Source organism: Bradyrhizobium quebecense, assembly GCF_013373795.3.
GTDB classification, from domain to species: Bacteria; Pseudomonadota; Alphaproteobacteria; order Rhizobiales; family Xanthobacteraceae; genus Bradyrhizobium; species Bradyrhizobium quebecense.
On the sequence record NZ_CP088022.1, the window covers coordinates 5,238,710 to 5,264,732 of the forward strand.

General features: G+C 61.4%; 26 protein-coding genes and 1 tRNA gene. 14 read left to right on the forward strand and 13 right to left on the reverse strand.

All coding sequences use genetic code 11. The annotated features are described in order from the left end of the window. Positions 1–1,523: 1,523 nt before the first annotated feature. Both HU230_RS25220 and HU230_RS25225 read left to right on the forward strand, forming a co-directional pair. Positions 1,524–2,207 (forward strand): helix-turn-helix domain-containing protein, encoded by a 684-nt coding sequence (locus tag HU230_RS25220; protein ID WP_176529376.1) that lies wholly within the window; start codon positions 1,524–1,526, stop codon positions 2,205–2,207. Positions 2,208–2,711: 504 nt separating this feature from the next. Next, positions 2,712–3,461, forward strand: a complete 750-nt coding sequence (locus HU230_RS25225; protein WP_176529375.1) for an outer membrane protein — start codon at positions 2,712–2,714, stop codon at positions 3,459–3,461. A gap of 244 nt (positions 3,462–3,705) precedes the next feature. On the opposite strand, the gene HU230_RS25230 is transcribed toward HU230_RS25225, so the two are convergent. From HU230_RS25230 to HU230_RS25250, 5 genes are all read right to left on the reverse strand, one after another. Next, on the reverse strand, positions 3,706–4,164 hold the full coding sequence (locus HU230_RS25230) for a potassium channel family protein (RefSeq protein ID WP_176529374.1): 459 nt from the start codon (positions 4,162–4,164) through the stop codon (positions 3,706–3,708). A 16-nt stretch (positions 4,165–4,180) separates the two neighbouring features. Continuing rightward, positions 4,181–4,357 carry a hypothetical protein gene (locus tag HU230_RS25235; RefSeq protein ID WP_176529373.1) on the reverse strand — a complete coding sequence of 59 codons (177 nt, stop codon included), beginning with the start codon at positions 4,355–4,357 and terminating at the stop codon, positions 4,181–4,183. An 88-nt stretch (positions 4,358–4,445) separates the two neighbouring features. Beyond that, a complete protein-coding gene (locus tag HU230_RS25240; RefSeq protein WP_173638436.1) occupies positions 4,446–4,796 on the reverse strand; it encodes a phasin in 351 nt (116 codons plus the stop codon). A gap of 26 nt (positions 4,797–4,822) precedes the next feature. After that, entirely contained in the window at positions 4,823–5,686 is an 864-nt protein-coding gene (locus tag HU230_RS25245; RefSeq protein WP_176529372.1) for an alpha/beta fold hydrolase, read from the reverse strand. Between the two features lie 8 nt (positions 5,687–5,694). Further along, on the reverse strand, positions 5,695–8,202 hold the full coding sequence (locus HU230_RS25250; protein ID WP_176529371.1) for an alpha/beta hydrolase: 2,508 nt from the start codon (positions 8,200–8,202) through the stop codon (positions 5,695–5,697). Between the two features lie 130 nt (positions 8,203–8,332). Here HU230_RS25250 and HU230_RS25255 point away from each other — a divergent pair, with 130 nt between their 5' ends. The 5 genes from HU230_RS25255 to HU230_RS25275 all read left to right on the forward strand — a co-directional run bounded on the left by HU230_RS25255 (position 8,333) and on the right by HU230_RS25275 (position 11,732). Further along, complete coding sequence (locus HU230_RS25255) at positions 8,333–9,259, forward strand: alpha/beta fold hydrolase (RefSeq protein ID WP_176529370.1); 927 nt, start codon at positions 8,333–8,335, stop codon at positions 9,257–9,259. A 35-nt stretch (positions 9,260–9,294) separates the two neighbouring features. Next, entirely contained in the window at positions 9,295–9,852 is a 558-nt protein-coding gene (locus tag HU230_RS25260; protein WP_338077299.1) for a hypothetical protein, read from the forward strand. Between the two features lie 99 nt (positions 9,853–9,951). Continuing rightward, complete coding sequence (locus HU230_RS25265) at positions 9,952–10,605, forward strand: CoA transferase subunit A (protein WP_176529368.1); 654 nt, start codon at positions 9,952–9,954, stop codon at positions 10,603–10,605. 4 nt (positions 10,606–10,609) lie between these two features. Next, on the forward strand, positions 10,610–11,260 hold the full coding sequence (locus tag HU230_RS25270) for a 3-oxoacid CoA-transferase subunit B (RefSeq protein WP_176529367.1): 651 nt from the start codon (positions 10,610–10,612) through the stop codon (positions 11,258–11,260). A gap of 13 nt (positions 11,261–11,273) precedes the next feature. Further along, complete coding sequence (locus tag HU230_RS25275) at positions 11,274–11,732, forward strand: MaoC family dehydratase (RefSeq protein ID WP_176529366.1); 459 nt, start codon at positions 11,274–11,276, stop codon at positions 11,730–11,732. Between the two features lie 29 nt (positions 11,733–11,761). Here HU230_RS25275 and fabI read toward each other — a convergent pair whose 3' ends face one another. The 5 genes from fabI to HU230_RS25300 all read right to left on the reverse strand — a co-directional run bounded on the left by fabI (position 11,762) and on the right by HU230_RS25300 (position 18,113). Further along, a complete protein-coding gene (gene fabI, locus HU230_RS25280; RefSeq protein WP_176529365.1) occupies positions 11,762–12,550 on the reverse strand; it encodes an enoyl-ACP reductase FabI in 789 nt (262 codons plus the stop codon). Continuing rightward, positions 12,547–13,761, reverse strand: coding sequence for an acetate/propionate family kinase (locus tag HU230_RS25285; protein WP_176529364.1), 1,215 nt, complete (start codon positions 13,759–13,761; stop codon positions 12,547–12,549). The genes fabI and HU230_RS25285 overlap by 4 nt, the downstream gene beginning before the upstream one ends. A 5-nt stretch (positions 13,762–13,766) precedes the next feature. Further along, positions 13,767–14,720 carry a phosphate acetyltransferase gene (locus tag HU230_RS25290; RefSeq protein WP_176529363.1) on the reverse strand — a complete coding sequence of 318 codons (954 nt, stop codon included), beginning with the start codon at positions 14,718–14,720 and terminating at the stop codon, positions 13,767–13,769. Between the two features lie 23 nt (positions 14,721–14,743). Then, a complete protein-coding gene (locus tag HU230_RS25295; RefSeq protein ID WP_176529362.1) occupies positions 14,744–16,960 on the reverse strand; it encodes a DUF3141 domain-containing protein in 2,217 nt (738 codons plus the stop codon). Between the two features lie 67 nt (positions 16,961–17,027). Then, positions 17,028–18,113 carry an AI-2E family transporter gene (locus tag HU230_RS25300; protein ID WP_224943549.1) on the reverse strand — a complete coding sequence of 362 codons (1,086 nt, stop codon included), beginning with the start codon at positions 18,111–18,113 and terminating at the stop codon, positions 17,028–17,030. A 163-nt stretch (positions 18,114–18,276) separates the two neighbouring features. Here HU230_RS25300 and HU230_RS25305 point away from each other — a divergent pair, with 163 nt between their 5' ends. Next, on the forward strand, positions 18,277–18,798 hold the full coding sequence (locus tag HU230_RS25305) for a GNAT family N-acetyltransferase (RefSeq protein WP_176529361.1): 522 nt from the start codon (positions 18,277–18,279) through the stop codon (positions 18,796–18,798). A gap of 51 nt (positions 18,799–18,849) precedes the next feature. On the opposite strand, the gene HU230_RS25310 is transcribed toward HU230_RS25305, so the two are convergent. Then, the gene (locus HU230_RS25310; protein ID WP_224943550.1) at positions 18,850–19,458 is read right to left on the reverse strand and encodes a hypothetical protein; all 609 of its coding nucleotides are present in this window, start codon (positions 19,456–19,458) and stop codon (positions 18,850–18,852) included. Between the two features lie 56 nt (positions 19,459–19,514). Beyond that, positions 19,515–20,813 (reverse strand): DUF2254 domain-containing protein, encoded by a 1,299-nt coding sequence (locus HU230_RS25315; protein ID WP_176529360.1) that lies wholly within the window; start codon positions 20,811–20,813, stop codon positions 19,515–19,517. Between the two features lie 193 nt (positions 20,814–21,006). On the opposite strand from HU230_RS25315, the gene HU230_RS25320 reads away from it, so the two are divergent. The 3 genes from HU230_RS25320 to HU230_RS25330 all read left to right on the forward strand — a co-directional run bounded on the left by HU230_RS25320 (position 21,007) and on the right by HU230_RS25330 (position 22,063). Continuing rightward, complete coding sequence (locus HU230_RS25320; RefSeq protein WP_210284179.1) at positions 21,007–21,417, forward strand: DUF1622 domain-containing protein; 411 nt, start codon at positions 21,007–21,009, stop codon at positions 21,415–21,417. 73 nt (positions 21,418–21,490) lie between these two features. After that, positions 21,491–21,763: a hypothetical protein gene (locus tag HU230_RS25325; RefSeq protein ID WP_224924581.1), complete on the forward strand. Its 273-nt coding sequence runs from the start codon at positions 21,491–21,493 to the stop codon at positions 21,761–21,763. Between the two features lie 9 nt (positions 21,764–21,772). Beyond that, positions 21,773–22,063, forward strand: coding sequence for a tyrosine-type recombinase/integrase (locus tag HU230_RS25330; protein ID WP_234600262.1), 291 nt, complete (start codon positions 21,773–21,775; stop codon positions 22,061–22,063). A 12-nt stretch (positions 22,064–22,075) separates the two neighbouring features. Here HU230_RS25330 and HU230_RS25335 read toward each other — a convergent pair. Next, positions 22,076–22,150: transfer RNA gene (locus tag HU230_RS25335), tRNA-Glu, on the reverse strand. 526 nt (positions 22,151–22,676) lie between these two features. Here HU230_RS25335 and HU230_RS25340 point away from each other — a divergent pair. From HU230_RS25340 to HU230_RS25350, 3 genes are all read left to right on the forward strand, one after another. Continuing rightward, on the forward strand, positions 22,677–23,129 hold the full coding sequence (locus HU230_RS25340; RefSeq protein ID WP_173638451.1) for a (2Fe-2S)-binding protein: 453 nt from the start codon (positions 22,677–22,679) through the stop codon (positions 23,127–23,129). Position 23,130: 1 nt separating this feature from the next. Beyond that, positions 23,131–25,458, forward strand: a complete 2,328-nt coding sequence (locus HU230_RS25345; RefSeq protein WP_176529359.1) for a xanthine dehydrogenase family protein molybdopterin-binding subunit — start codon at positions 23,131–23,133, stop codon at positions 25,456–25,458. A 141-nt stretch (positions 25,459–25,599) separates the two neighbouring features. After that, complete coding sequence (locus HU230_RS25350; protein ID WP_176529358.1) at positions 25,600–25,872, forward strand: hypothetical protein; 273 nt, start codon at positions 25,600–25,602, stop codon at positions 25,870–25,872. Positions 25,873–26,023: the final 151 nt, after the last annotated feature.

Genomic DNA, 26,023 nt, shown 5'->3' on the forward strand with positions numbered 1-26,023 from the left:
TGCCAACCAAGACAAAGCATCGTCAAATCTCGACGTGAAGATACGGGAGATTCTAATGATCAGGATGATCGCAGTTGCTGCCTTTGCCCTAGCCGTCGCAACGTCGGCGCAGGCCATGTCACCCGCGCCGCTTCATCAGCCCGACGGCATGACCACAATGGTCGCCTTCGGATGCGGAGCCGGCCGAACGCGAGTTGGCGACGTCTGCGTAGCCAGGACCACCAAACGCCAGGTCCGCAGGTGTGCGGTGTGGGGCGTTGGCAACGTCTGCCGTCGGTGGCGTTGAGACGCCGCGGCACTAGCCGGCGAAGAACAACGCGGCGCTCTGCCTTCAGTTTCCCCGGTTGATTGCGGCTGGCTTTTTGGCATGGCTCAGGTGAATCCTCCCGCGGTACACCCAAGCCGTCCAACATCGATTCGAATGTCCGGACCTCACATCTCAGCGACGGAACGCTTGCTGCGGGTCATCTTGGCCTGAGGGCTCAATCTTGTTGCTGCGGCGCTTTCGCACTCTCAACCGCCAACAACCTTATAAGCAACTCTCGCTCAGCGTCTGTCTTCACCTCTGCGAGACGCTTCCTGAACAGCGCAAGATTCTGTTCGTGAATGAACTTCTCCATCAGCGAATCGCCATGATTACGCACAGCGGCCTTTCGGACGAGCGACGCTCGCAATCCAGTTGCTCCAGGCCGTCGATTTCATAGGGTCTTCCGGGCTTCCGACTGCACCGACGACATGAATCGCCCTTGGGCATCCCTTGCACGCGGGAAACTCAAACACGCAGAACTCATAGCTCGAACGCGCGCCTGCTGCCGTCATGGAGAACCGGCACTGCACGTTGTCGGACTCATTCCGGTCTGGTTGAATTTCGGACACGTGATGTGCCCTCGTTTTGGCAGGCGGGAGCGCAACACTCTCTGTCACCGGTGAATGCCGAGATCGGAGCGGTGATGACGCTAGTGGATACCTATTGCGCTCATGAGTCGATTGAAAACTGAAGCTCGAGCCTCTCAGTTACCGACAGCGCTATTCACCTATCTTGACCTACGATCGTTGGAGTTCGTTCCCGAACCGGCACGTATAAGTACGGGTCACTCCGCAGGAGCACCGAATTGGCACGAATTGCATAGGCGCCTGCGTCAACTACTCTTCTTGACACATCTTTCGCCGAGGCGAACAAGTACGGTGAAACCGCCGAAGAACGTCCGTTGACGAATGCGCTGCCGGACGGCCGTTCTCAATTGATTTTCATCAACAAGATTCCACCACGGTTTATTAACTAGGGCTGATGACGCCAACGCAGCCGATGTCCCACCACTTGGATCAGTAGAATAGACTCATATTGCGAAGTAGCGTTTTGCAGCCGCGAGGGGGTGTGGCTGCAGTCATTTGAAATCGAGTTGATCGGTTGATGATCGAGACCGGCGCTGTCGGACGCCGCAGATCAACTGATGCGGGAGAGAAAAGCGCGGCGCGTTCACGGTGCATCTGGAAGGAATTCTGCGAAGTTCAGGAGTTCGGTCATGTTAGTGCGCATCGCGACAGGCCCGACAGGGCGCGCCAATTCCCTTGGCGAATTTGGAATGACCAGCGATTCAAATCCGATCGTCAGCTTGAGCGAGTTTACCTACAAGAGGGGCACTGAAATCTACGGCGAGAAGGAGTCCGCCGAGTACGTCTATCAGGTCAAGTCTGGTGCAGTTCGAAGCTACAAGCTGCTCGCGGATGGACGACGGCAGATCGGTGCGTTTCATCTCGCCGGCGACATCTTCGGGCTCGAGAATAGCGCTTCGCATCGGTTCACGGCGGAAGCAATCATCGAGACCACGGTTCGTCTGATCAGGCGACAAAGCCTTGAACTGGTCGCCGACCACGACCTAGTGGTTGCGAAGAATTTGCTCAGCATGACCACGACCAGTTTGCGGCACGCGGAAGACCATATGCTGCTGCTGGGACGCAAGACATCCCTGGAGCGGGTTGCCGCCTTCCTGATCGAGATGGACAAGCGACTGACCGCGGCCGGCATCATGGCGCTACCGATGTCGCGACGCGATATCGCCGACTATCTCGGCCTTACACTGGAGACCGTGTCTCGCGCGCTATCGCGGCTGCATGAGCTCGGCATTCTCGGATTCATCGGCAGCACCCAGCGCGAGATCGTTCTGCTGGACCGGGTGCAGCTTGCTCACCTCGACCTTCAAAGCTGAAGCCTGATGGCCCGATCGCTGCGAGATCTTCGCCTCCGCATCGTATCGTTCGGGATCACTTGATGTGAGATCGCCGCCACGATGGTACGTTACCTTCGAAGTCCGCAAGGTCGGTACTTTGCCCAAAAAACGGAGCCCGCGAGAGACGAGAACCTTTCGAAGCGAAGCCGATGCCCGGAGCTTCGCTCGCAGCATAATCGCCGAAGGCCGCCTTGTATTCGCCGGCACGATTAATCCTCACACCCCCAAGCAACTCATCTCTCCCGAACGCATCTTTAGCTGGAGTTGCAATGGAGAGAGCGAGGCGCCGCAAACGTCCGACGAGCGTGCGGACTGAGCAGCAGCGCCGCGGCAAGCAAACCCTTCACGACCTGATGGTGTCGCAGTCATATTTGCGATGCGCAGCTTTTGATTGAGTGTTGCCATTCTGACACATGGATCTTGTTGCTCGCGAACTAGGCTCGCGGAATAGATCAACGCAATTGCGCTTTACGGAGTAATGAGATGAAGGGAATTTCACTAGTTGCAGCCTTCGCCGTGTCGCTGGGCCTGATCGGCCACGCTTCGGCTGCCGATCTTTCAGCGCGCCCGGTCAAGGCGCCACCGCCCATGTTGACCCCCGTGTATGACTGGACCGGCTTCTATATCGGTGCGAATGGCGGGTGGGGCGAGAGCCGCAATTGCTGGGGCTTCGTTCCCGTGGCCGGTGGCGTCATTCCTGATGGATGCAGCACGCGATCGGGAGGAGTTTTCGGCGGTCAGATCGGCTACCGTTGGCAGATGGGTCAAGCCGTTTTCGGTCTTGAAGGGCAAGGCGATTGGGCCGATCTGAAAAGCTCTCGCCTGAGCCTGATCAACCCGGCCTTTTCAACAACGACAAAGATGGACGCTTACGGGCTCTTCACCGGTCAGATTGGTTATGCCTGGAATGCGGCCCTGCTCTATTTGAAGGGCGGCGCTGCCGTGACCAGCAACCGGTACGACGTGTGGACCACGCTTGGCGGAGTCGGGGTCGCATCTGCGACTTCCACTCGCTGGGGCGGCGCACTCGGGGTTGGCTTTGACTATGGCTTCACGCCGAACTGGTCCGTCGGCATTGAGTACGACCGGCTGTTTATGGGCGACGCAAACAATTCCTTCTCGGTCGCAAATCCGATTGTGGCCGGCGCCCAGAATCGAATCAGCCAGGACGTCGACCTGCTGACCATCCATCTCAATTATCGGTTCGGCGGTCCCGTCGTCGCCCGATATTGATCGTCGAGAACCAATAATCAGAAGGCCCCGGCAGAATTCTGCCGGGGCCTTTTCTTGCACGAACGATTATGCGGGCGAACCGAGGTCGAAGAACCCATATCAGCCGTTGATGCGATTTTCGACTACCGCCAACTGGCTGCGGCTAGAGCATGATCCGGAAAAGTGTGAAGCGGTTTTCCGAAAGGATCATGCTCAAACAAAGAGCTAAAGCGCGATGACGATTCAACCTGATCCCATCGCGCTTCTAGGCTCGATCTTCAGAACTGAAGTCTGGCGCGGCGATCGCCGCCAAATGCTCGAGCGTCTTGCGCAAGACTTCGAACAGGACGGCGGTTGACCAGCCGAACATCAGGATGCCGTTCATGGCCGTCATCGGCCCGGTCAGGCGCCACGCCTCGACCGGCGTGATGTCGCCGTAGCCAAGCGTGGTGTAATTGACGAAGGCAAAATAGATCAGATCGCTACCGGCGGGTGCCACCCTGAAAATGCGATATGCCAGCGACCATACCAGGATCTCGAGCGTGTGCGCTATCATCAAGGCAGTCGCAGTCGCGACCATAACGGCCATAAGATGCAATCTCGGCCACGCCGTATGGCGTAGCCCGGCCCACCGGGCGATGCCGATGGCGCCGACAGTTACCATCGCGTGGATCATGATGTTGATCCCGCTGACGACGGCGCCGACCAGGAATTGAAGCGTCATATGGACCAGTCGAGCCTCAGCCGCGTTTAGGCTTGCCCTGGTCAAGGCGCAATCTCTGCGCTCGCATCCGCCTGACCTCTTCATTCAGGGCCTCGGTCTTTTCGTCGAGCTGCTGATCCCTCGATTTCAGCCGATCGCCGCCGCGCAGCTTTTCGAGCGCCTTCTCGACCGAGAGTTTCGTCGTTTCTGCCATGAAGTTCCCCTACGTTCTCGCGATCTGACCGAGCACCGACGCAGCGCCAGGCCAGCTGGACGATTCCAATTCCGATGTCTCTACAGCTTCAGCCCTTGTGGCCGAACATTCCGCTTGCAGCCTTCATGGCCGTCTCGCCCATGTTCTTGGCCTGGTCGGTCAGTGCTCGCATCTGGTCCTGGAAGAACTCCGACTGCGTCTTGAGCGCGTCCTGCATGTCCTTGGCCTGAACGAGCTTGTCGCCGAGGTCGAACGTCGCGGTAACGTTGCGCTGCATGAAGTGGCAGAACTGCTTGGCTTGGTCGGCGATGGGCAGCGGCGAGGAACTCAAGCCTTTCTCCAGCAGCGCAAAATACTCCTCATTGGCCTTTCGCAGGCGGTCGAGTGTTTCGGTCAGCATCGCGCGCATCTTGTCGGCGGATGGATTGATCTCTGGCATGACAATGCTCCTTTGCTCGTTTGCAGTTACGCGGCAAGTCCCCCGAACCAGGCGCCGAAATAGCCGGCGTAAAGGGCCGGCAGCTCGAGATTCATTGAGTGCCCGATACCGGGTACGATGACGAGCCGACAATCCGGCATCGCCTCGGCCATTGCACGAAGATCCGAAGGCGGAATCCAGCCGTCCCGCTCACCCCACAGCACCAGGTGTGGATGGCGGATGTCCCGCATGCGGCGTTCCAGTTCGCCACTCTCCCGCTCACGGGTGAGATTGACTGGCGTTCCGATCCAAATTCCTTCGGAGACGCCAAAGGTCTGTTCGATGATCCGGTCGAACAGCGCCTGGATATCCCCGAGCCCGTCGCGGAATCGCGGGATCGCATTCGGCGCCATGCTGTCCGGCACGAACAGCGAAGACGCCGCCGTGGCCATAACCGTCCGCGTCAGCTCCTTGCTTGCCATCATCGCACGGAAAAGGCCGATCTGGTCCGCATTGAAGGCCATGCCGAGCGGCGTCACCGGATCGAGCGCGAGTACGCGCCCGAACCGATGCGGGTGCATCACCAGCATCCGCGCGGCAATGATGCCGCCGGTCGAATGGGTTGCGAGATGGCAGAACTTGATACCCAACCCATCCAGCGCCGCCAGCATGTCCTCTGCGTGCTGTTGCATGGAATAGTTGGAATAGTCGGCCGCGGGCTGCGGCCGATCGCTGTCGCCGCAGCCGCGCCAGTCGATCCCGATCACCCGCAGGCCGATGGGAAATAGCGGCGCGGCGAGCTCGATCCAATCCTTGCTGGCGAGATTGCCGTGGATGAAGACGACGGTGGCGTCGCCTTTGCCCCACTCCCGCCAACCCAATCGCACTTCACCCGCCTGCACCGTTGACATGACCCGGCCTACTTGTTCAGGCCGGCAGTCGGCGCCGCACCGGCCGGCGTCGGCGCCACAGGCAATGCCGATACCACCGCTCCCTTGATCATGCGGTCGGTGCCGAGCGGCGAACTGGTATCGACCGTTCCCTTGGTCACGAAGTCCACGACGTCGACCGGAAACTCCACCGGATTATCCGTATGGATGAAATGCCCGGTCTCCGGGTAGATCTTCAGGATCGGCTGGTTGCCGGCATTGGTCATGCGCGACATGAACGGCGTAATGACGTCGCGTCCGAGGTCCGTCAGCCCGTTGAACGCAGGCGTCGGGATGAAGGGCTCCTTGTCGCCGAACGACAGGAAGATCGGCGCCTTGATCTGGGTAAGCCGTTCGTACAAGTTCTTGGGATCATCCTGCTGCAGCTCTGCCCCGATCGTATAGACGTCGAAGATGAAGACGTTGCACCACTGCTCCAGCTCCTTGGGATTGCCCTTGGTCAGCCCGACGCGCTGCTCGGTGTGGAAGCGGGCATATTCGCTGTCACTGAAGAAATAGCCGCTCTTGGCAGCCGACACGGCGTTGGTGTCCGGATCGCGCTTCTTGAAATAGAAGAAGTCGCGGATGTTCTGTTCGGAGCGTCCCATTTCTGCGGCTAAAATGCCGGTCTGGTCCCAGGTCTGCTTCCACTTGTCGAAGTCGCGGCCGAAGGCCTCATCGAACAGGCGAGCTTTCTTGTCCTTGGCGATGGTGATGTCGCGCGGATATTCCTCCAGACCGGACGGCGCCTCGAGCGCGAGACCCTGCACTGCGTCCGGCCAGGTCAGGGCGTAGCCCATCACGAACTGACCGCCGAGCGAGTGGCCGAGATAATACGCCTTCTTGACGCCAAGCTGGTTGACCACGAGGTCATAGATAACCTCGCGCATATCTTGCATGGTACGTGCCGGGCTCTTGTCGAGATTGCCGGGCCCGGACATGCCGTAATGCGGCAGATCGGGCGTGATGACACGCAACCCGCTGCGCAAAGCATACTGCATGACATTGCCGTAATGCCCGGCAAACGCGCCCTTGCCATGGATGATGACAAGTACTTTCGGATCCTTGTCGGTGCCGGCGTACTCGTCCATGTAGCCGATTTGCCAGGACGTGCCACGTTTGTCCTTCGCGGTCGCGTATTTGACCGGATACGGATAGGTCACATAATTCTTCCAGAACGACTTGGTCGGGTCGATGTTCTCGGCAACGCCGGGCACGCGATAGTTCTTGTCGACGTACGTCTGCGCCCGGTCCAGGCTCGCCACATCATCCATGAAGGCGACGAATTTCGGGTCGTTCTTCCGGTGGTTGATGATCGGGAATACGCCGTAATGGGCAACTGGGCTTTCCTCGCCGATGATCTGTGCACCGGGGACCCGATCGACGGCGCGTTCGGCCAGCTTGTAGTTCAGCCACTGGTCGTTGGTGATGTGCATCACCAGGGTACGGGCCTGGATGCGGCCGAGATATGGATTGACGTTGTGCGCCTCACCAACGCGGTTGCGCCAAACGAGATCAACGGCGTCATACAGCTTGGCGCGCGTGATCACGCTGCTGCCCGCCTTCTCGTTCGGTGGGTCCCAATAAAACACTTCCGGCTGTACTGCCGAAAAGCTTTGCGTCGTTCGGAAGCCGAAATCATAGCCCGTCAAGCCGAGCACCGACCAACCGAATGCCACGCCGAGCATCGGATGCTTCTCTTTGGGCAGCTTGTAGTAGTCGCCCTTCGTGGCCTGCCATACCGGATCGGCCTCGATGGCAGCGGTCATCAACTGGAACGTCCAGTTGCCGACCGGATCTTCGGCGTCCGATTGCGTGGTGCCGCCGATCGGCATCAGCCCACCCATAAAATCCGGATGCATGACGCCCCAGACATAGGTCTGCGTACCGCCCATCGAGACGCCGGTCACCAGCGCAGCGTGGCTGATCTTCAGGCCGTCGCGCAGCATGCGGTAGTTCGCCTGGACCATGTCGTAGTAGCTGTACTGCGGAAACTTGATGCCGAGGCCGTCGGACGGCTTGCTCGCGCCCCAGGTGCCGAGCGGATCGACCATGACGACGTAATAGCGATCGGTATCGATCGGCCGACCCGGGCCAATGATCGGCACACCGCCCGACAGGGCAGCGCCCTTGACCCACTGCTCGTACATGTCGGTGGAATCGCCGGAATAATAGGAATTGATGATCACGGCATTGGTGATCTCGCCGGCGGCGTTGCGACGTGGCGTGCCGACCGCGATGTAGGCGCTGTGCAGCTTGCCGGCACCAAGTGATTCCAGCGTGACGCCGCCCTCGCCGCCGTTCTCCCATTTCGAGGGATCGCTCAGATCGTATTTGCCGCCGAGGCGGAAGTTGGCAATCTCGATCGTCTTCTTGAGCTCATCATGCTGCATCTGCGATGAGCGGCGGGTAAAGGGCTGCGCAACTGCAAGGGCAGTGCCGATCAGCAACAGGAGCACGCTGACAAAGCAATGCCTTGCAAAATTTCTTGCGGTCATGGCCGATTCCTCCTGGCAGCTTTGGAAGAAGGCTAGGTACGGCGTCTCGGTCGACCGTTGATATAGCTCAAGGGATTACCGTTTTCATGGACGAGTATTTATTGTCATTCCTCTGGTGCGGACCGCCGCAATGCCCTTTCTCAGTCACGGCTCATATCGCATACGCTATGAGCTCGAGGGGCCGACGGATGCCCCCGCCTTTGTGCTGGTCAACGGACTCACGCAATATGCCGAGCTTTGGGCGGCCTATCGCGACGCCCTCGTCACGCGTCACTTTCGCGTCGCGACATTCGACCTGTTGGGCCAAGGTGAGTCCGACAAGCCCGCCCTCTTCATCAATCAGGACGACCAGGTCGCAGCGCTTCATCTTTTGATCGGCGAGCTCGGCGAGGTCCCCGTTTTTCTCAGCGGTATCAGCTTCGGCGGCCTGATCGCGCTACGCTATGCCGTCGCGCATGGCAAGCGGCTGGCAGGGCTGGTGCCGATGAGCTGCTTCGCGGAACTTCCGCCGCAACTCCTCCTGCTCGGCAATGCCCTGCGCACCGGGTTGATCCTCGGCGGCACGGGCTATCTACAGGACTTGCTGCTGCCGATGAACGTCTCCGATCAGTGGCTGGAGCCGGTGCTGGACAAGCTCGACAGCGTGAAGCGGCAGGGCTGGCTGGTCAACGACGTCTACGCCCTGCAAAACCTGATGGAGTCCTTCCTCGACTTCCAGCCGCTGACACCGCAGCTGCCGTCGATCAGCGTACCGACCATGATCCTGAACGGCGAATTCGACTTCCTGACGCCGCGCGCACTGCACGAGACGCTGCGCGTCCATATCCCCGACAGTTCGCTGGTGATCATCCCGAAAGCCTATCACGCCTTCACGCTGGAAAAGCCGGCGCTGACGGCCGACCTGCTCGCGCGCTTCGCGGAGGATGTGCTGGCCGGTCGCTGGCACGGCAACAAGGCCGTCTGGATCGCGCCGGAGGACGCCGGCGGCGCACTCGTTCCATTTCCGGCCGGCTATGATCATCTACGCGCGATCCCGGTGCAGGGAACGACCCAATGAGCGCATTTTTCGGGCCGCTCGACTCCGAAGGCCGCGTGCCGCCGCGCCAGCAGACGCGCGCCGCCGCGTTCCTGACCTCCGCCCATGGCGCATTGGCACGCCAGTTCGCATTTGCGTTGCCCCCGAAGCTGGAATCCGCCTGGCAGACCGAATTGAACGCGCAGTTCTACCACGAGGCGGAGATCGTTTCTCTGCTGCTGCGCGCGACCTCGTGGGTGCCGGATGTCGCGCTTGGCTATATGGCGATGTCGTGGGAGACGGCATGGTTCCCTCGGCCGCCCGAAGAGATTCCGGATCGTCCCCTGGCGCTGGCGCTCGATCTCGCAACGCTTGCACATGCCGTTCATGCCGGCATACGGCCGGCAGCCTTGCTCCCGCTAGAAGCCAATGCCAGCGACCCCTTCATGATGGCGCTGCGCCGCATCGAATTCGAAAGCGGCCGACTCCTGCAGGCACAAATCCTGTTCCTCAAGGGTTCGGCACTCGTGCCATTTCGCGCGGCCGTCAACGCGGCTCTTGAAAAACGTCACGCCGAAGTGCGCAAGCTTTGGAGCGAAGCGCTCGAAGGCGTCGGCGTCATCGTTCGCGAATGATGAGAAGCCTTGATGCAGATCAATGGAGCATGGTGATGGCACGCCGACATTCATTTACCGTCGCCTTTCTTTGATCGCCTGCAGACCGGAGTTACAATCATGAGGGCCGTTTCCGTCGAAGAAGCCGTCGCGATGATCCCGGCCGGCGCCACCGTCATGGTCGGCGGCTTCATGGGTGTTGGAACGCCGGAGCGCCTGCTTGATGAGGTGGTGCGGCAGCAAAAGAGCGGACTCACCATCATCAGCAATGACGCGGCGGTGCCTGGCAAAGGCGTCGGCAAACTGTTCGATGCTGCGCTCGTGTCGCGTCTCATCGCGACCCATATCGGGCTCAATCCGAAGGCACAGCAGCAGATGCTCGCCAACCAAATCGCCGTCGATCTCATTCCGCAAGGGACCCTGGTCGAGCGCATTCGCGCTGGTGGGTGCGGTCTCGGCGGTGTGCTCACACCGACCGGCGTCGGCACGTTGGTCGCGGAGGGCAAGCGCCAGATCGAGGTCGACGGCAAGCCGTACCTGCTCGAGACCGCACTGCGGGCGCAGTTCGCCCTGGTGCACGCCTTTCTCGCCGACTATCTCGGCAACCTCTCCTACGCGCTGACTGCGCGCAACTTCAATCCGGTTATGGCGATGGCGGCCGATACCGTGATCGTGACGGCGGAGCACATCGTGCCCGTCGGCGTCATCGGGCCCGACCATGTCGTGACGCCGGCGCCGCTGGTCGACTATCTCATTACGAACCCGAACGGGTGAAAGCATGGACGCACAGGAGATCATCGCCCGGCGGGTCGCGCAGGAACTCCATTCCGGCGATCTCGTTAATCTGGGGATCGGAATTCCAACGCTGGTCGCGAACTACGTTCCACCTGGCTTGAACGTGTTCTTTCAGTCGGAAAACGGGTTGATCGGCACCGGGCCGATCCCCGAGCAGGGATTGGCGCATCCGTTGCTGACGGACGCTGGCGGTCGGCCAATCAGCGCCCTGCCCGGCGCCTCGACCTTCGACAGCGCAATGTCTTTCTCCTTGATCCGCGGCGGCCATGTCGATGTCACCGTGCTTGGCGGTCTGCAAGTCGACGCGCACGGACATCTCGCCAATTGGATGATCCCCGGCAAGATGGTACCGGGCATGGGCGGCGCGATGGATCTCGTGAGCGGCGCGAAGCGCGTCATCGTCGCCATGCAGCACGCGGCCAAGGGCAAATCGAAGATCGTCAAGCAATGCAACCTGCCCCTGACCTCGGCGCGGGCGGTTAGCCTGGTGGTGACCGACCTCGCGGTGATCGGCTTCCCCGACGGCAAGGCCACCCTGCTGGAAACCGCGCCCGGCGTCAGCGTCGGCGAAGTCATGGCGGTCACGGACGCCGAACTCGTGATTCCCGATACTGTCCCCGAAATGAAGATATGAGCAGGGAACGAACATGCGGATATTTAGCGACTTCAACGAGATCAAATCCGCCGTCGGCACTGAGATCGGGGCCAGCGATTGGGTCGAGGTGACCCAGGATCGCATCAACCGCTTTGCGGAGGCGACCTGCGACGAGCAATGGATCCATGTCGACCAGGAGCGCGCGAAGAAGGAGTTGCCCGGCGGCACCACGATCGCGCACGGCCTGCTGTCGCTCGCGCTCGCGCCGATGTTCATCCGGTCGGTAATGGGCCTGAAGGGACTGCGCAACACCCTCAATTATGGCGCGGACAGGATCAGGTACCTGGCCCCAGTGCCGGCGGGCTCCAGGCTGCGCGGCCGCGTCACCGTCGCCGAGACGGAGGACGTGCCGCCCGACGGCCTACGAGTCAACTATCATCTCGTCATCGAGATCGAAGGCGGCAAGAAGCCTGCCTGCGTCGCCGAGTTGATCGCCCTGCACTATCGCTGAGCAGCGCGCCAGACGCGCGCCAATCACGCTCAGTCTATGATGTGATAGCCGCCATCGATATAGAGCACTCCGCCTGTGATCAGCTTGGCGCCGTCGAGCGCCAGAAATGCTGTGGCGTTGCCCACGTCATCGATGCTGACGAGGCTGCGACTCGGCGCCTTCGATTGAGCCTTGTCCATCAGCTCGTCGAATTCGGGGATGCCTGACGCAGCCCGCGTGGAGAGCGGCCCCGGCGAGATCGCGTGCACGCGGATGCCCTTCGGCCCCAGTTCGGCAGCAATGTAACGGACGGCAGCCTCAAGCGCCGCCTTCGCCACGCCCATCACATTATAATTCTCGACCACCATCTGGCTGCCGTAATAGGTCATGGTGAACATCGTGCCGCCGTTCTTCATGAGCGGCTCAGCCAGATGCGCCATCCGCATGAACGACCAGCACGAGACATCCATCGTCTTCAAAAAGCCATCGCGGCCGACATCGACCACGCGTCCGTGCAGCGCTTCCTTTGGCGAGAAGGCGATCGAGTGCAGCATGAAATCGAGCTGTCCCCATTCCTTTCCGATCCGCTCGAACACCGCCTCGGTCTGCCCCTCCACCATCACGTCAAGCGGCATGAAGATCGGCGCTTCGAGCGCCTGCGCCAGCGGTTCGACGTGCTTCCTGGCACGTTCGTTCAGATAGGTGACCGCGAGCTCCGCCCCGAGCGCTCGAAATGCCCTGGCACAGCCCCACGCGATGGATTGATCGTTGGCGATGCCGACGATGAGACCTTTCTTGCCTTTCAGGGCAACTTTGGTATCCGGAAATACTGGGATCATGACACCCTCGCTTGTTTGGGGTTCGGCGATGGCCTGTTGATCAGGAGCGACAGCGTGTGCTGAGCGATCATCAATTCCTCGTCGGTCGGCACGACATAGACCGGAATGAGGCTATCAGGGCCCGATATGAGAGACGCGTGGCGGGAATTCTCGGCAGGATCCAGCGTGACACCGAGCCAACCAAGGTGCTCTCCCACGCGTGCGCGGATGGTTGCGGAGTTCTCGCCAATACCGGCCGTGAAGACGAAGGCGTCCGGCCCCTGCAACGCGGCCGCAAGCATGCCGGCATTGAGCCCGATCCGATAAACGAAATAGTCGATCGCCAATCTGGCGTTGGCGTCTTCACTGGCCTCAAGCTCCCGCATATCGTTGCTGATGCCGGAAAGCCCCTTCAATCCGCAATCCCGATAGAGGAACTTCTGCACGTCCGATGCCGACATTCCCTTCTCGGATAGAAGATAGAGCACAACGCCGGGATCGATCTGACCGGGACGCGTTCCCATCGGCAGACCATCCAGCGCGGTGAAGCCCATGGTGCTCTCGACGCTCCGCCCTTCCTTCAGCGCACACATCGAGGCACCGCTGCCGAGATGGGCGACGATCACCCCGCGCTTCGCGATATCGGGCGCGACCTGTGGCAAGGCTCTTGCGATGTATTCGTAGGACAGGCCGTGAAAGCCGTACCGCCGCACGCCGTCGGCGTGGAGCTGACGCGGAATCGCGTAATGATCGGCGACCGCGCTGTGCGTACGGTGAAACGCGGTGTCGAAACAGGCGACCTGCGGCAATGCCGGAAAGCCAGCGAGGATCGAGCGGATCGGCGCCAGATTGTGCGGCTGATGCAGCGGTGCGAGGCTGACGAACCGGTCCAGGCGGGCGACCACCCCGTGGTCAATCAGGACCGGCCGGTCGAAGTCCGGACCGCCGTGCACCACGCGATGCCCGACTGCTATCGGGTGGATGCGAAGCTCGTCTCGCAACCAAGCGCCAGCGATGCCCATTGCGGCCGGGACATCCGGAATGGCTTCAATCGGATAGGCGCGGTCAGCCAGCGGATCGCCGCTCACACCTCTTGCCCGCAAGCGCGGCCGACTGCCAATTCCGTCGACCTGGCCCTTGATCTGCCGCCGCAGTCTGCCCTCCCCCTCGACCAAAAAGATCTGGAACTTTACGCTTGAGGAGCCTGCGTTGACGACGAGGATGGTATCCATGCCGATCACGCCGCTACTGTCGGAGCATGCCGGCGCCGCGCATTGGCGTAGAGCGCCGCCACCGCACAAGACGCCATTCGCGCGCGCGCCGAGTCCGCGCGCGACGTCAAAACGACCGGAACCCGGGCGCCGAGCACGATACCGGCACCATCCGCCTTGGCAAAATAAGCGAGGTTCTTGGCCAGCATATTGCCGGCCTCGAGATCGGGAACGAGCAGGATCTGCGCCCGGCCAGCGACCTCGGACTTGATGCCCTTTATTCGTGCTGCCTCCAGGTCGATCGCATTGTCGAACGCCAGCGGCCCGTCGAGCACACCGCCGGTGATCTGGCCGCGGTCAGCCATCTTGCAGAGCGCCGCCGCCTCGATCGTCGACGGAATCTTGGTGGTGACGGTTTCGACCGCAGACAGGATCGCCACGCGCGGCGTTTTGCCGAACCCGGCCTCGTTATAGAGATCAATTGCGTTCTGGATGATGTCGCGCTTGGCGTCGAGGTCCGGAAAGATGTTGATCGCCGCGTCCGTCACGAACAGCGTTTCGGCATAGGCCGGCACGTCCATCACGAACACATGGCTGATGCGACGATCGGTGCGCAGGCCGCCCACTTTTGCAGTGACAGCGCGCATCAGTTCGTCGGTGTGCAGGCTGCCCTTCATGAGCATTTCGCCTTTGGCAGCGTGGATCAGTTCGACACTCTTGGAGGCGGCTTCCTCGCTATGCGCGGCATCGACGATCTCGAAGCCGGAGATGTCGAGACCATGCTTGCTTGCGGTGTCCCTGATCTTCCTCTCGGGACCGACCAGGATCGGTCGGATGATGCCGGCCCTCGCGCTCTCGACCGTGCCGCGCAGCGAAGTCTCATCGCAAGGGTGCACAACAATGGTCGGGACCGCAGACACGGCCTTCGCCGCCGCGATCAGGCGGTCGTACTTGCTGGGTAACTGCGTGTCGGCTGACATGATGCCGTCCCTTCCAACCGGTGTTACGACGCTTTCGCCTTGGGATCGAAAGGGGCAACTTTCGACGCCGCCCCTGCATCGACGCCGAACAACTCACCAACACGATTGAGGCGATTGGCGACTTCACCCGAAATTTCGCTGCTGGCTGACAGCACCTCCCGGATCGCCGCAAAGGCCGCGCGACGTTCATTGGCATTCTCGGGCAACAATTTAGGTATTGCCGCCAACGCAGCCTCCTGGTCCAGCAGCAGCATGAAGAACTGCTCCCGGACCAGCATCTTGAACTCGGACAGCGTCATGCGCGCACCTGTATCCTGGCGGCGCAAGTTGCGCAGCGCCTCGAGGCTGCGTTCGTCGACCATCCCTCGCACCGATCCGGCATAGAGCAGGCCACGAATTCCCGCTTCGCGAAGGCCGCCGTCACCGATCTTGGACTTCAGTTCCGCGATCCGCTTCTCGAGCATTGCACGGTGTTCGGGCGGCATTTCGCGCCTGCGCGATGGCTCGGACTTCGGATCGATGCCGACGGCCGCCTGCAGCGCCGGCGAGCCATAGACGTTGAGGAAGATCGCCTCGCTCAGCGCCTCCTGCGAGTCACGCCAGCTATCCAGCATATGCACGATCTGCTTGGACATCTGCTCCTGAAATACCAGGAAGGGATTGTCCTTCGAAACCGGCTTGCGGCTCTCTTCTATGTCGTCAGCGGCCGACTTCACTGCCGTCATCCACGGATTATGGCTGCTGAGGGCCTCATACTGGAGCCGCAGCGGATGCAGATTGCGCATCGTTTCCGCCATCTGCGGTGTCACCATGCTCTTGATCCACGGCTGGACGAATTTCTTGTAGGCGGCGAGATTGAGCTCCGAGACACGCTTGGCGGTGGCAAAGCGCCGCTCGTCCTCGGGCGAGTTGCCGCCCATGGCACGAATGTCGTCGAGTGTCCGCGCTTCGCAGCGCATCACCCATTGGCCGACGACGAGATCGGAGCTTGTGGTTTCTTCGCCCTTGGCTTCGAACGTCGCCTCGTAAAGTCCCGGCGGCAGCACATCGATCAGATCGATGTTGCTGGAAAATTCCGCATGCTCCTTCTTTGCGACCCCGCCGGACACGAAGATGCCGAGATGGCCGATGCTTTCGTGAACCGTGTAGACGATCGTCTGCCCATACGCCCTGATTTCGTCGACGTCGGCATAGCAATCAAGAATCCAGTCCAGCGCCTGCTGCGGCGGGGTGACATTGTCGCCCTTGGAGCAGAACACCACGATCGGAGACCTGATGTTGCGCAGATCGACCTTCTGGCCGTCGGACATCTCGATCTTGCCGGCAGCGAGGTTGTTGCCGATGAAAAGCTCATCGACGATGAACTGGATCTCCTCGGCATTCAGGTTGACGTGGCCGCCCCACCAACGCTCGAATTCGAGGTAGCGATCGGCCTCGGTGTCGACCTTGGAATAGACATTGTACTGCTTGGTCCACAGCGTGTTCGAGGGATTCTGGTTTTCGAAGTTCTGCACCAGCCAGGCGCCGTCGAACTTGCCGGCCCCGAGATCGCCGGTCAGCGCGGTCAACCAGCTCCCGCCCAACAGGCCGCCCGAATAGCGCATCGGATATTTGCCGTGCACACCCGCCCAATAGGCGAGCGGAGCGCCGGCGATGATCAACGGCCCGAACAGCTCCGGCCGCAGCGACGCCAGAATCATGACAGCCCAGCCAGCCTGGCAATTGCCGATCACGCAGGGCTTGCCGTCAGCCTTGGGATGCAGGCTGATAACCTTCTCGATGAACCGCGCTTCGGCGCGCGCGATGCGCTCGATGGTCTGCCCGGGCATCGGTTCCGGCAGGAACCCGACGAAGTAGCAGGTATGCCCAGCCTTCATCGCAACGCCGATCTCGCTATCGGCCTTGAACCCGCCAATTCCGGGACCGTGCCCGGCGCGCGGATCGACCACGATGAACGGCCGCCGCTCCGGATCGATCTCGACGCCCGCGGGCGGAATGATGCGGACGAGCGCGTAGTTGACCGGTTCATCCAGCTTGCGACCGTCGATGATCAATTCAGCGGCATATTGCAGGACATGCGGCGCCGTCTGGGCGACGTGTTCACGGTACTGGTCGCCACGCCGGCGCATGATGTCCAGGAACAGCACGCTCCGTTGCCCTGCATCGACCATGTATTCCACTGCCGAGGCGACAAGCCCGGACATGGCACCGCCCGGCAGGTTTGGAGTTTCCGTCGACATGTTGATCCGACCTCACTGGTATCTCGTCTCATACAAGGTGAGTTGCGGTGCAGGACGTTGATTTAGGTCAACGCTCGCCGGTTACTTGCAAGCTGGCCCGATCCGATCGGATCCAAGCCACGGCGAGCTCCCAAGCCACCGACAGGATGATCGGCCCGACAAAGAGGCCGACAATTCCGTGCGCAAGCGTGCCGCCAATCACGCCGATCAGGATGACCAGTGTCGGCGTCGTCAGCCCGCGCCCCATCAGCAGCGGCTTCAGGATGTTGTCGAGAATGGCGACGACCCCAAGGAACAACGTCAGCAGGAGTGCCGTGGTGATGTCCTTGTCGGTCCAGATCCAGATGATCACGGGCAGAATGATGATCGTTGCACCGATCTGAACGATAGACAGCAGCAAGACCAGGAGCGCCAACAGGCCGGCGCTCGGGATGCCGGCCAGCTTGAAGCCGACACCGGCGAGCAGCGACTGGATGATCGCGACGCCGATCACGCCTTGGGACACCGCACGGATCGTTGCACCGGCCAAGTCAAGAAAATGCTCGCTTTGGTCCGGCACGATCCGCGACAGAAAACCCCTCCCTGCCGCCACAAGCTGCGATCCAAACGGAAGGATGGCGCCCGCCACAACCACGGAAAGCAGGAACTTGATCGCGCCGAGGCCAGCACCGCCCGCAAAGGCAAGTAAAGTGGCCGCGACGGTTTTCAGATGCGGCGCAACTTGATGCAGAACGGAGCGGAGATTGGTTGTAGCTTGGTCCCATAGCTCATAGAGCTGCGATCCTATCAGCGGCCAACTCTTGAGGGCCTGGGGAGGCGAAGGGATCACCAGATCGCCCGTGGTCAACCGTCCGGCGAAGTCCTTGAGTCCATCCAGCGCGCTCAGGCCGAGCCAAGCCGCTGGCCCGATGACGATGGCAAGGTTGATTAGTGTGAGCGCGGCCGCCGCCAGCTTCGGCCGTCCGCCGAGGATTTTGGCAAGCAGGACGAACGCGGGATTGAGTGCAGCCGCGAGTACGAAAGCCCATGCCAGAATCGGCACAAACGGTCGCATCAGGACGAATGTCCAGAAGATCAACAAGCCGAGCAGTCCGAGCCGGATCAGGAGCTGGACCATTTCCTCTCCGGTAAGAAGCTGACGAAGGGTTTTCACGTCCGCGCCTCTATCCTCTAGCCGTGCCTGCTGCGACCAAGCGTAGCTGGCGCCTTCGCGCGCCTGTCTTGATCCAGATCAAGCGAACGCGGGCTGCCCGACGGATTCATTCGTCGACGCCGGTCGAGATCGCTGCCCCGGCGTAAGACAGGAAAGCCTCTCAATGTCGGATTTCGCCAACTACATCGCCCACGAAAATTCGCGCGACGGTCGGCCGGTCGAAATTCGAGCGCTCCGGCCGGATGATGAAGCCGACATGCTGGCGGCGCTGGAGCAGACCAGTGCCCGGTCGCTCCAGCGCCGGTTCTTCGTGATGAAACGCCATTTCTCCGACAAGGAGCGTGCGTTCTTCCTGGACATCGACTTCAGCACCCACGTGGCGTTGGCGGTACTCGCCGAGCAAGCCGGCCGGAAGGTCATCATCGGCGGCGGCCGATATATCGTCTTCGCGCCCGGGCGGGCCGAGATGGCCTTCATGGTGATCGATTCCTGGCAGGCGCGCGGGATCGGCTCGATGCTGATGCGCCATCTCATCAAGCTCGCGGGTCATGCCGGGCTAAAGGAACTGACCGCGGAAGTCCTGCCGGAAAACGCGGCGATGCTGAACGTGTTCCGCAAGTTCGGCTTTAAACCCGTCTCGACCCGGGATCCACAAACGGTCCATCTTGTTCTGAAGCTCACGTAGCGCTGACGTGGCGGTGAACTTGAAGTGCCAGCCGCACCTGACGGACCCGCGTCAGGGGGCTTGCTGAGCTCCGTGGTCCCGTTCAAACCAGATATTCGCGCTTACCAAGAGCACCCAGAATGGGAATACGACGAGGCTCCAATCAATGAAATAACTGCCGATCAGCAATATCGCCGCCACTGTATAACCCCCATGCGCCAGCCACCGGGGAGTCAGGCCGGTGTAGAGTGCAATCGTCGAAGTCGTGATCATGAAAAACGAAGCGGTCTTGACCAGGTAGACGTTGACCATTCCATAGGCCAAGCCGCGGCCAAAGTGGAAGGTCGCCGAATTGATCAGCGTTCCGGGTGCTGCGTGAAAGGCAAGAATGACCGCGCCGATGACGGCCGCGGCGGTGAACAGCATAGCGAGCAGCAGTACCGCACTGCCGAGGAAGATCGTCGCAAAGAACTGATCCTCCTGCGCGCCGAGGCGATCGCGAAGAAACCCGACGAACCAAAGAAAGGCGACGCCGGCGAAGGGCACCAGATTGAGGGCCAGTGCCACATTCCCCGTTCCACCCTCGAGCCATGCTCCAGGTTCGAGCGGATCGGCCGGCACGGAGCCGCGCATCAACAGGAATACCGCAAGGAGCAGCAGCGAAAACAGGATCCCGGCCACTGCGGCGACCCGCGGAGCCCGCAGTCTTGCTCGCATCGATCCGGATGACCCGGCGGTCACGATGCAGCCCGTCCGGCCGATTCCATCAATGCGGACCGATCGACTTTGCCGTCCTCGTGCCGATGCGACAAGCCTAGCCCCTGCCGGTCTTCGATACGGGCCGCGGCGCGATCCTGCAGATCGAAGCCCGACCGTTCGATGCTGGAATCGAGATGGCTGAGATAAGCTTGAACTATAACCGCACGCTCACTGCCGATACAGTCGGTAAGCTCCAACAAAGCGGAGCGCAAGCGGCGCATGACCTGAATAGAAGTCGATCCGAACTGCCGAATCTCATCGAAGGCGAGTGCGAGGTAATCTTCCCAGGTTGGCATCCGGTAGATCACCCTCAGAACGCCCTCCTGATCATGCGCGCTGCAGGTCTCCAGATCGCATTTTGCCAGCCGCCGCAGCAGATCCTCGATCTGGTCGATAGCCTGAACCGCCGTTGTGGGATCATTGATTGCTGGAGACAGGGCCTTAATGGCGATATCGACCAGCAAGCGTAACGCGTACTTCGGATCCTGCTCGAAGGTGCGTTGGTCGCCGAGATGAACGCATGCGTTCCACTGCTCCTCCGAGACCAAGGCGACCTTGCCGTGAGCATGCAAGATGGTTGTATCCTGGAGCAACGTATCGCCGACGGCGCAATCCAACGTGACGACTCCGTCGATCCGACGCGCATAGCCTACCAACCCAGCGATATCGATTGACGTAACCGATCGCGGATTTCCGGTACGCTTGACCGTAAGCACCGTCCCTCTGGATGGTTGCTGCGCTTGAATCGTCTCGCCGGATGTCAACCATGGGGCGGCCTGATAGGTGCTGATGATGACTTCCCTGCCCTTATCTCCCAGAATCTGCAGCACCCGCGTAATCTGAAGATTGTTCAAGCGCTCGACCAGCCGCGAAAGCATCAGCACGCTAGCCATCAGCATCGCGGCCACGATGGCCGCGGACAGCAAAGGAACGCTTGGCGCGTCCGCGCGATCGACCCAGGCCAGCGTCGCGAGGCTGTACATGAACGTCGCAACAAACATGCCCAATGAATGAAACAAGAGCCGATCGCGTGCGAACCAGACGACGAGACGAGGCGAATAGACGATAGCGTTGAATTGGACGAGCACAAAGGCGATCGAGAAAACGATGCCGGTCAAGGCCATCATTCCAGAAGCAACCGCCGACAGATACGCCTGGGCAGACGACGTCGAAAGGTGAAGGCTGATAGCGAGAAATCTGGACTCGAGGCGCGGCACCACGAAGCCGCCTGCGATGCTCAAAGCGGCATAGATCGTGGGTATGAGCCAGAGCTGCATTTCACGTCCTCGCGACGATTCATTGACTGCTAGTTTTCGGCGCCAGTCTTGACATAGGTCAATCGGGTACGGCTGCGGCACGGAAAGCTGTCCGTGACGGACCGGCGTGGTCCGTTCCTTCTGTCCCGTGCGCGAATTGGTCGCTCACCCGACAGATCTCGTTGTGCTTTGCGACGCAGGGGACACTTGAAGCATGAATTCCGGCTCCCTTCCCTTGCCCTCCTTCGAGATGACCACCAGCCAGTGGATACATTTGGTCGGCATAGGCATCGAGATATTTGGAGTCTTCATCATCGTCGCGGGGATCATATGGTCCAGCCGATACGTCTATCGTCGCGGACTCAGGTCCCGTTACGAGGGCTACAAGATCAGCATCGGACGTTCGCTTCTGCTCGGGCTCGAAGTGTTGGTGGCAGCAGATATCGTCAAAACGATCGCCATAGAGCTTACCTTTACGAGCCTGGGTCTCCTCGCCGGCCTGGTCCTGGTACGCACCTTCCTAAGTTGGACACTGGCGCTCGAAATCGAGGGGCGCTGGCCCTGGCAGCGAGATGTCGCGTCAATGCACCCGAACAAGCCTCGACATGAGAGTACGGCTGGTTAGGCCTTGCGCTCCTCACCCTGGTGGCGGGACCGCATCAAGGTCGATACCTTGTACAACCCGGACAGATGCCGAAATGAAGGCCTTCGAGGACCGATGGGCGTTTGGCACAAAGCAACGCGCGGCTTACGAGCTGATGCTCAACGTTGGCACCGCTCGCATTGATACCCACCTGACGACATGGGTGCAGGCCGACGCCGGCGATTTCGAGTACACGAGGCGCAAAACCGGCGTTTCGGTCTTGGTCGAGAAGGCGCAATCCCTTTGCGCCGCCCTCGCCGCACTCCCTCGCAAGCACGTCCGCATCTTGACCACCGAATGGGGCAAGCCATTCACGGTCGACGGCTAAAGCGGATGGATGCGCGATGCGATGACGGAGGCCGGGCTACCGCTTGATTGCCGACCGCATGGCCTTCGCAAGACCTTTGGCCGACTTCTCGCAGACGCTGGCGCGACCGCTCACGACATCATGGCCGCGCTGGGCCATCTGACGCTCGGCGAGGCTGAGCGCTACACGCGCGAGGCTGACCGTCGCCGCGGTGGCCGTCGCGCAATCTCAAAGCTTGAAGATCACAAGGCGAACAGAATTCCCCAAACCTCTTCTGTCAGTTTGGGGAAATTGTCAAAAACCGCAGGAAAATCAAAATGAACGGAAGATCACTGGCGCTCCCTAGGGGAATCGAACCCCTGTTTCAGCCTTGAGAGGGCCGCGTCCTAACCGCTAGACGAAGGGAGCGTTGAGGGGGAACGCAATAGCCTCGAAATCGCCCCGCCGCAAGATGGCTTGTGCGTTGCGGCGGGGATTTTGTCATCCATGCTTACCATGCCGTGCCGGCGGTTTCGGCGCGGCAGCAGCCCCGGAACGCCCCCTGCGCCCTGCGGGGCCTCAGCGCGACGGACCCGCACGGACCAGCGATGCGGCCACGCCGCTCGCATGATGGCCACCTCCGGATGTCATGTCTCCATCGTGCACGGCCCTGCTTTCGCCAAACGGAAATGCAAAACACCTGGCTGTGAAGTCACCCCGCGGCCTGCCTCTGCTAACATCGCAGTTCTTCACCATGCTGCGCCGGGCAAGGCGCTCGAGAAGCGAGAGGAGTGCTTGGAACAAAGCGCAAGCCTTTGACGTCACCCCCCTTGGCGCACGGCAATTTGGCTCACGAATATCTTGGCAAAAACAAACATCAACGCGGCCGCAGGCAATGGAAGACGTTCCGCCCTGCCCGCACCGGTCAATAGCTTAAGCAGAGCGAGGACAGGCCATGATCAAACTAAAAATCAACGGCCAGGAACAGAATTGGGACGGCGACCCTAATCTTTCGCTGCTCTGGTATCTCCGTGACGAAGCAGGGCTCACGGGCACCAAGTTCGGCTGCGGCCAGGCGCTGTGCGGCGCCTGCACCGTGATCGTCGACAAGGAAGCAGTGCGCGCCTGCATCACCTCGGTCTCCGACGTCGTCGGCCGCGAGGTCACCACCATCGAGGGGCTGCACCCGACCGGCGACCATCCGGTGCAGAAGGCATGGCGCCAGGTCAATGTTCCGCAGTGCGGCTACTGCCAGGCCGGCCAGATCATGCAGGCCGCGGCGCTGCTGGACCAGAACCCGAAGCCCAACCACGACCAGATCCGCGAAGCCATGTCGGGCAACATCTGCCGCTGCGGCTGCTACCAGCGGATCGAGAATGCCGTCCATCTCGCATCGACGGGAGTGTGACATGAACATCCGCACCAACATACCCACCAATTCTGGCAAGCTTCGCGGCTTCGAGAAGCACGTGAAGGTCGAGAACGTTTCGCGCCGCAGCATCCTCAAGGGTCTCGGCATCGCCGGCTCTTTCGTGCTCGCCGCACCCGTGATGACGCGGCAGGCGTTCGCCTATGAGACCGGTGCCGGCAAGATGCCGCACGGCGTCGTGGTCGACCCGCGCGTGTTCGTCGCGATCGCCCCCGACGGCGTCGTCACCATCCTGGCGCACCGCTCCGAGATGGGCACCGGCGTCCGCACCAGCCTGCCCTTGATCGTCGCCGAGGAGATGGAGGCCGACTGGTCGCGCGTCCATGTCCAGCAGGCGCATGGCGACGAGGTCAAGTTCGGCAACCAGGACACCGACGGGTCGCGCAGCACGCGGCACTATCTGATCCCGATGCGCCAGATCGGCGCCTCCGCGCGCTCGATGCTGGAAGCTGCCGCCGCCAAGAAATGGGGCGTGCCAGTCGCCGAGGTGAAGGCGCAGAACCATGAGGTTGTGCACAGCTCAAGTGGCCGCAAGATCGGCTTCGGCGATCTCGCGGCCGATGCCGCCAAGGAGTCGGTGCCGAGCATCGAAGGCCTCAAGCTGAAGGACCCGAAGGACTTCCGCTATCTCGGCAAGGGCCAGGTCTCGATCGTCGACCTGCACGACATCACCACCGGCAAGGCGCAGTACGGCGCCGATGTCCGCCTCCCCGGCCTGAAATACGCGGTCATCGCCCGTCCGCCGGTCACCGGCGGCAAGCTCAAGTCGTTCGATGACGGCGCGGCGATGAAGGTGCCCGGCGTCGAGAAGGTCATGGAGGTCAAAGGCTGGCCCTGGCCGTCCAAGTTCCAGCCGCTCGGCGGCGTGGCCGTGATCGCGCGCAACACCGGTGCCGCGATCAAGGGCCGCGACGCGCTGAAGATCGTCTGGGATGACGGCGCCAACGCCAAATACGACTCCGCCACCTATCGTGCCTCGCTCGAGGAGGCCGCGCGCAAGCCCGGGCTCGTGGTGCGGAAGGAAGGCGACGTCGATGCGGCGCTGAAGAGCGCCGACAAGGTGATCGTGGGCGAATATTATCTGCCGCATCTCGCCCATGTCAGCATGGAGCCGCCGGTCGCAGTTGCCGACGTCAAGGGCGACAAGGCCCAGATCTGGGCGCCGGTGCAGAGCCCCGGTGGCACCCGCGAGGACGTCGCCAAGACGCTCGGCATCCCCGAGGACAATGTCACCGTCAACGTGACGCTGCTCGGCGGCGGCTTCGGCCGCAAGTCGAAATGCGACTTCGCGCTCGAGGCGGCATTGCTGTCGAAGGAACTCGGCGCGCCGGTCAAGGTGCAGTGGACCCGTGAGGACGACGTGCATCACGACTTCCTGCACACGGTCTCCGTGGAACGGATCGAGGCCGGTCTCGACAAGAGCGGCAAGGTGATCGCGTGGCGGCACCGCAGCGTGGCGCCGACCATCGCCTCGACCTTCGCCGCCGGCGCCAACCACGAAGCGCCGTTCGAGCTCGGCATGGGCCTCATCGACAACCCGTTCGAGATCGCCAATCTGCAGTGCGAGAATCCGGAAGCGGCCGCCTTCACGCGGATCGGCTGGTTCCGCTCGGTGTCCAACATCCCGCGCGCCTTCGCGGTGCAATCAATGGTCGGGGAAATCGCGCATGCGACGGGCCGCGACCAGAAGGAGATGCTGCTGGAGCTGATCGGAAGCCCGCGGATCGTCAACCTGTCCTCGGTGAAGGATCCCTGGAACTACGGCGAGCCCTATGACAGCTACCCGATCGACACTGCGCGGCTCCGCAAGGTGGTCGAACTGGTCGCCGAAAAGGGCGAGTGGGGTCGATCGTTGCCGAAAGGCCATGGTCTCGGCATCGCCGTGCACCGCTCATTCGTCAGCTACATCGCGACCATCGTCGAGGTGGCTGTTGACGACAAGGGCAAGCTCACGGTGCCGCGGGTCGACACCGCGATCGATTGCGGCACCTACGTCAACCCGGAGCGGATCGCCTCGCAGATCGAAGGCGCCGCGATCATGGGGCTGAGCCTCGCCAAATATGGCGAGATCAGCTTCAAGGACGGCAAGGTGCAGCAGAGCAATTTCGACGACTTCCCGGTGATCCGGATCGACGAGTCGCCTGTGATCACCAACGTCTACATCGTGCCGCCCGGGGCAGACACCCCGCCCAGCGGCGTCGGCGAACCCGGCGTGCCGCCGTTCGCACCGGCCCTGAGCAACGCGATCTTTGCCGCCACCGGAAAGCGCATTCGGGCGCTTCCGATCGGCAAGCAGCTGGAGACGTGAGACAGGAACGTTAGCGGAAGCGGGCCGTTCTCATCGATCCGCGGCATGATCCGGAAAAGTGCGAAGCGGTTTTCCGAGAAGATCATGCCCCAGCAAATCAGCTAAAGCGCGATCCAGATCGCGCTTTGGAGGAGCAGATCGATGAGACCCCCACCTCGAATATTCAAGACGCTCGCGGCGATCTTGTCCGCGGGCGTCTTTCTTTTTGCGACACAGGCAGCGTTTGCACAAACCGCCTCGCCGCCGAGCACAACCGCGACGCGTCCGGCCAAGGTACTGCCCGACCAGACCTCAGTTCCGAGCAGCGGCCCGCCCTCGACCACCGGCCAAACCACCGGCGAGGCCAGCCGTGATCCGACGATCAAGCAGATGAACGAGGACGAGAAGCAGAAGGTCGACACCAAGGGCAAGTAGCGCATGATCCGGAAGGATCATGCTGAAAGCCAAAGCGGACCGGGAAGCGGCGGTCTCCCCAACCGCCGCTTCCCGATCGCATCGCCCCCTATCGGCGAGAAGCGCTTTTCTGGAGCTTCGGTTCTGCTTCAATAGAACCGAGGCTCCGATC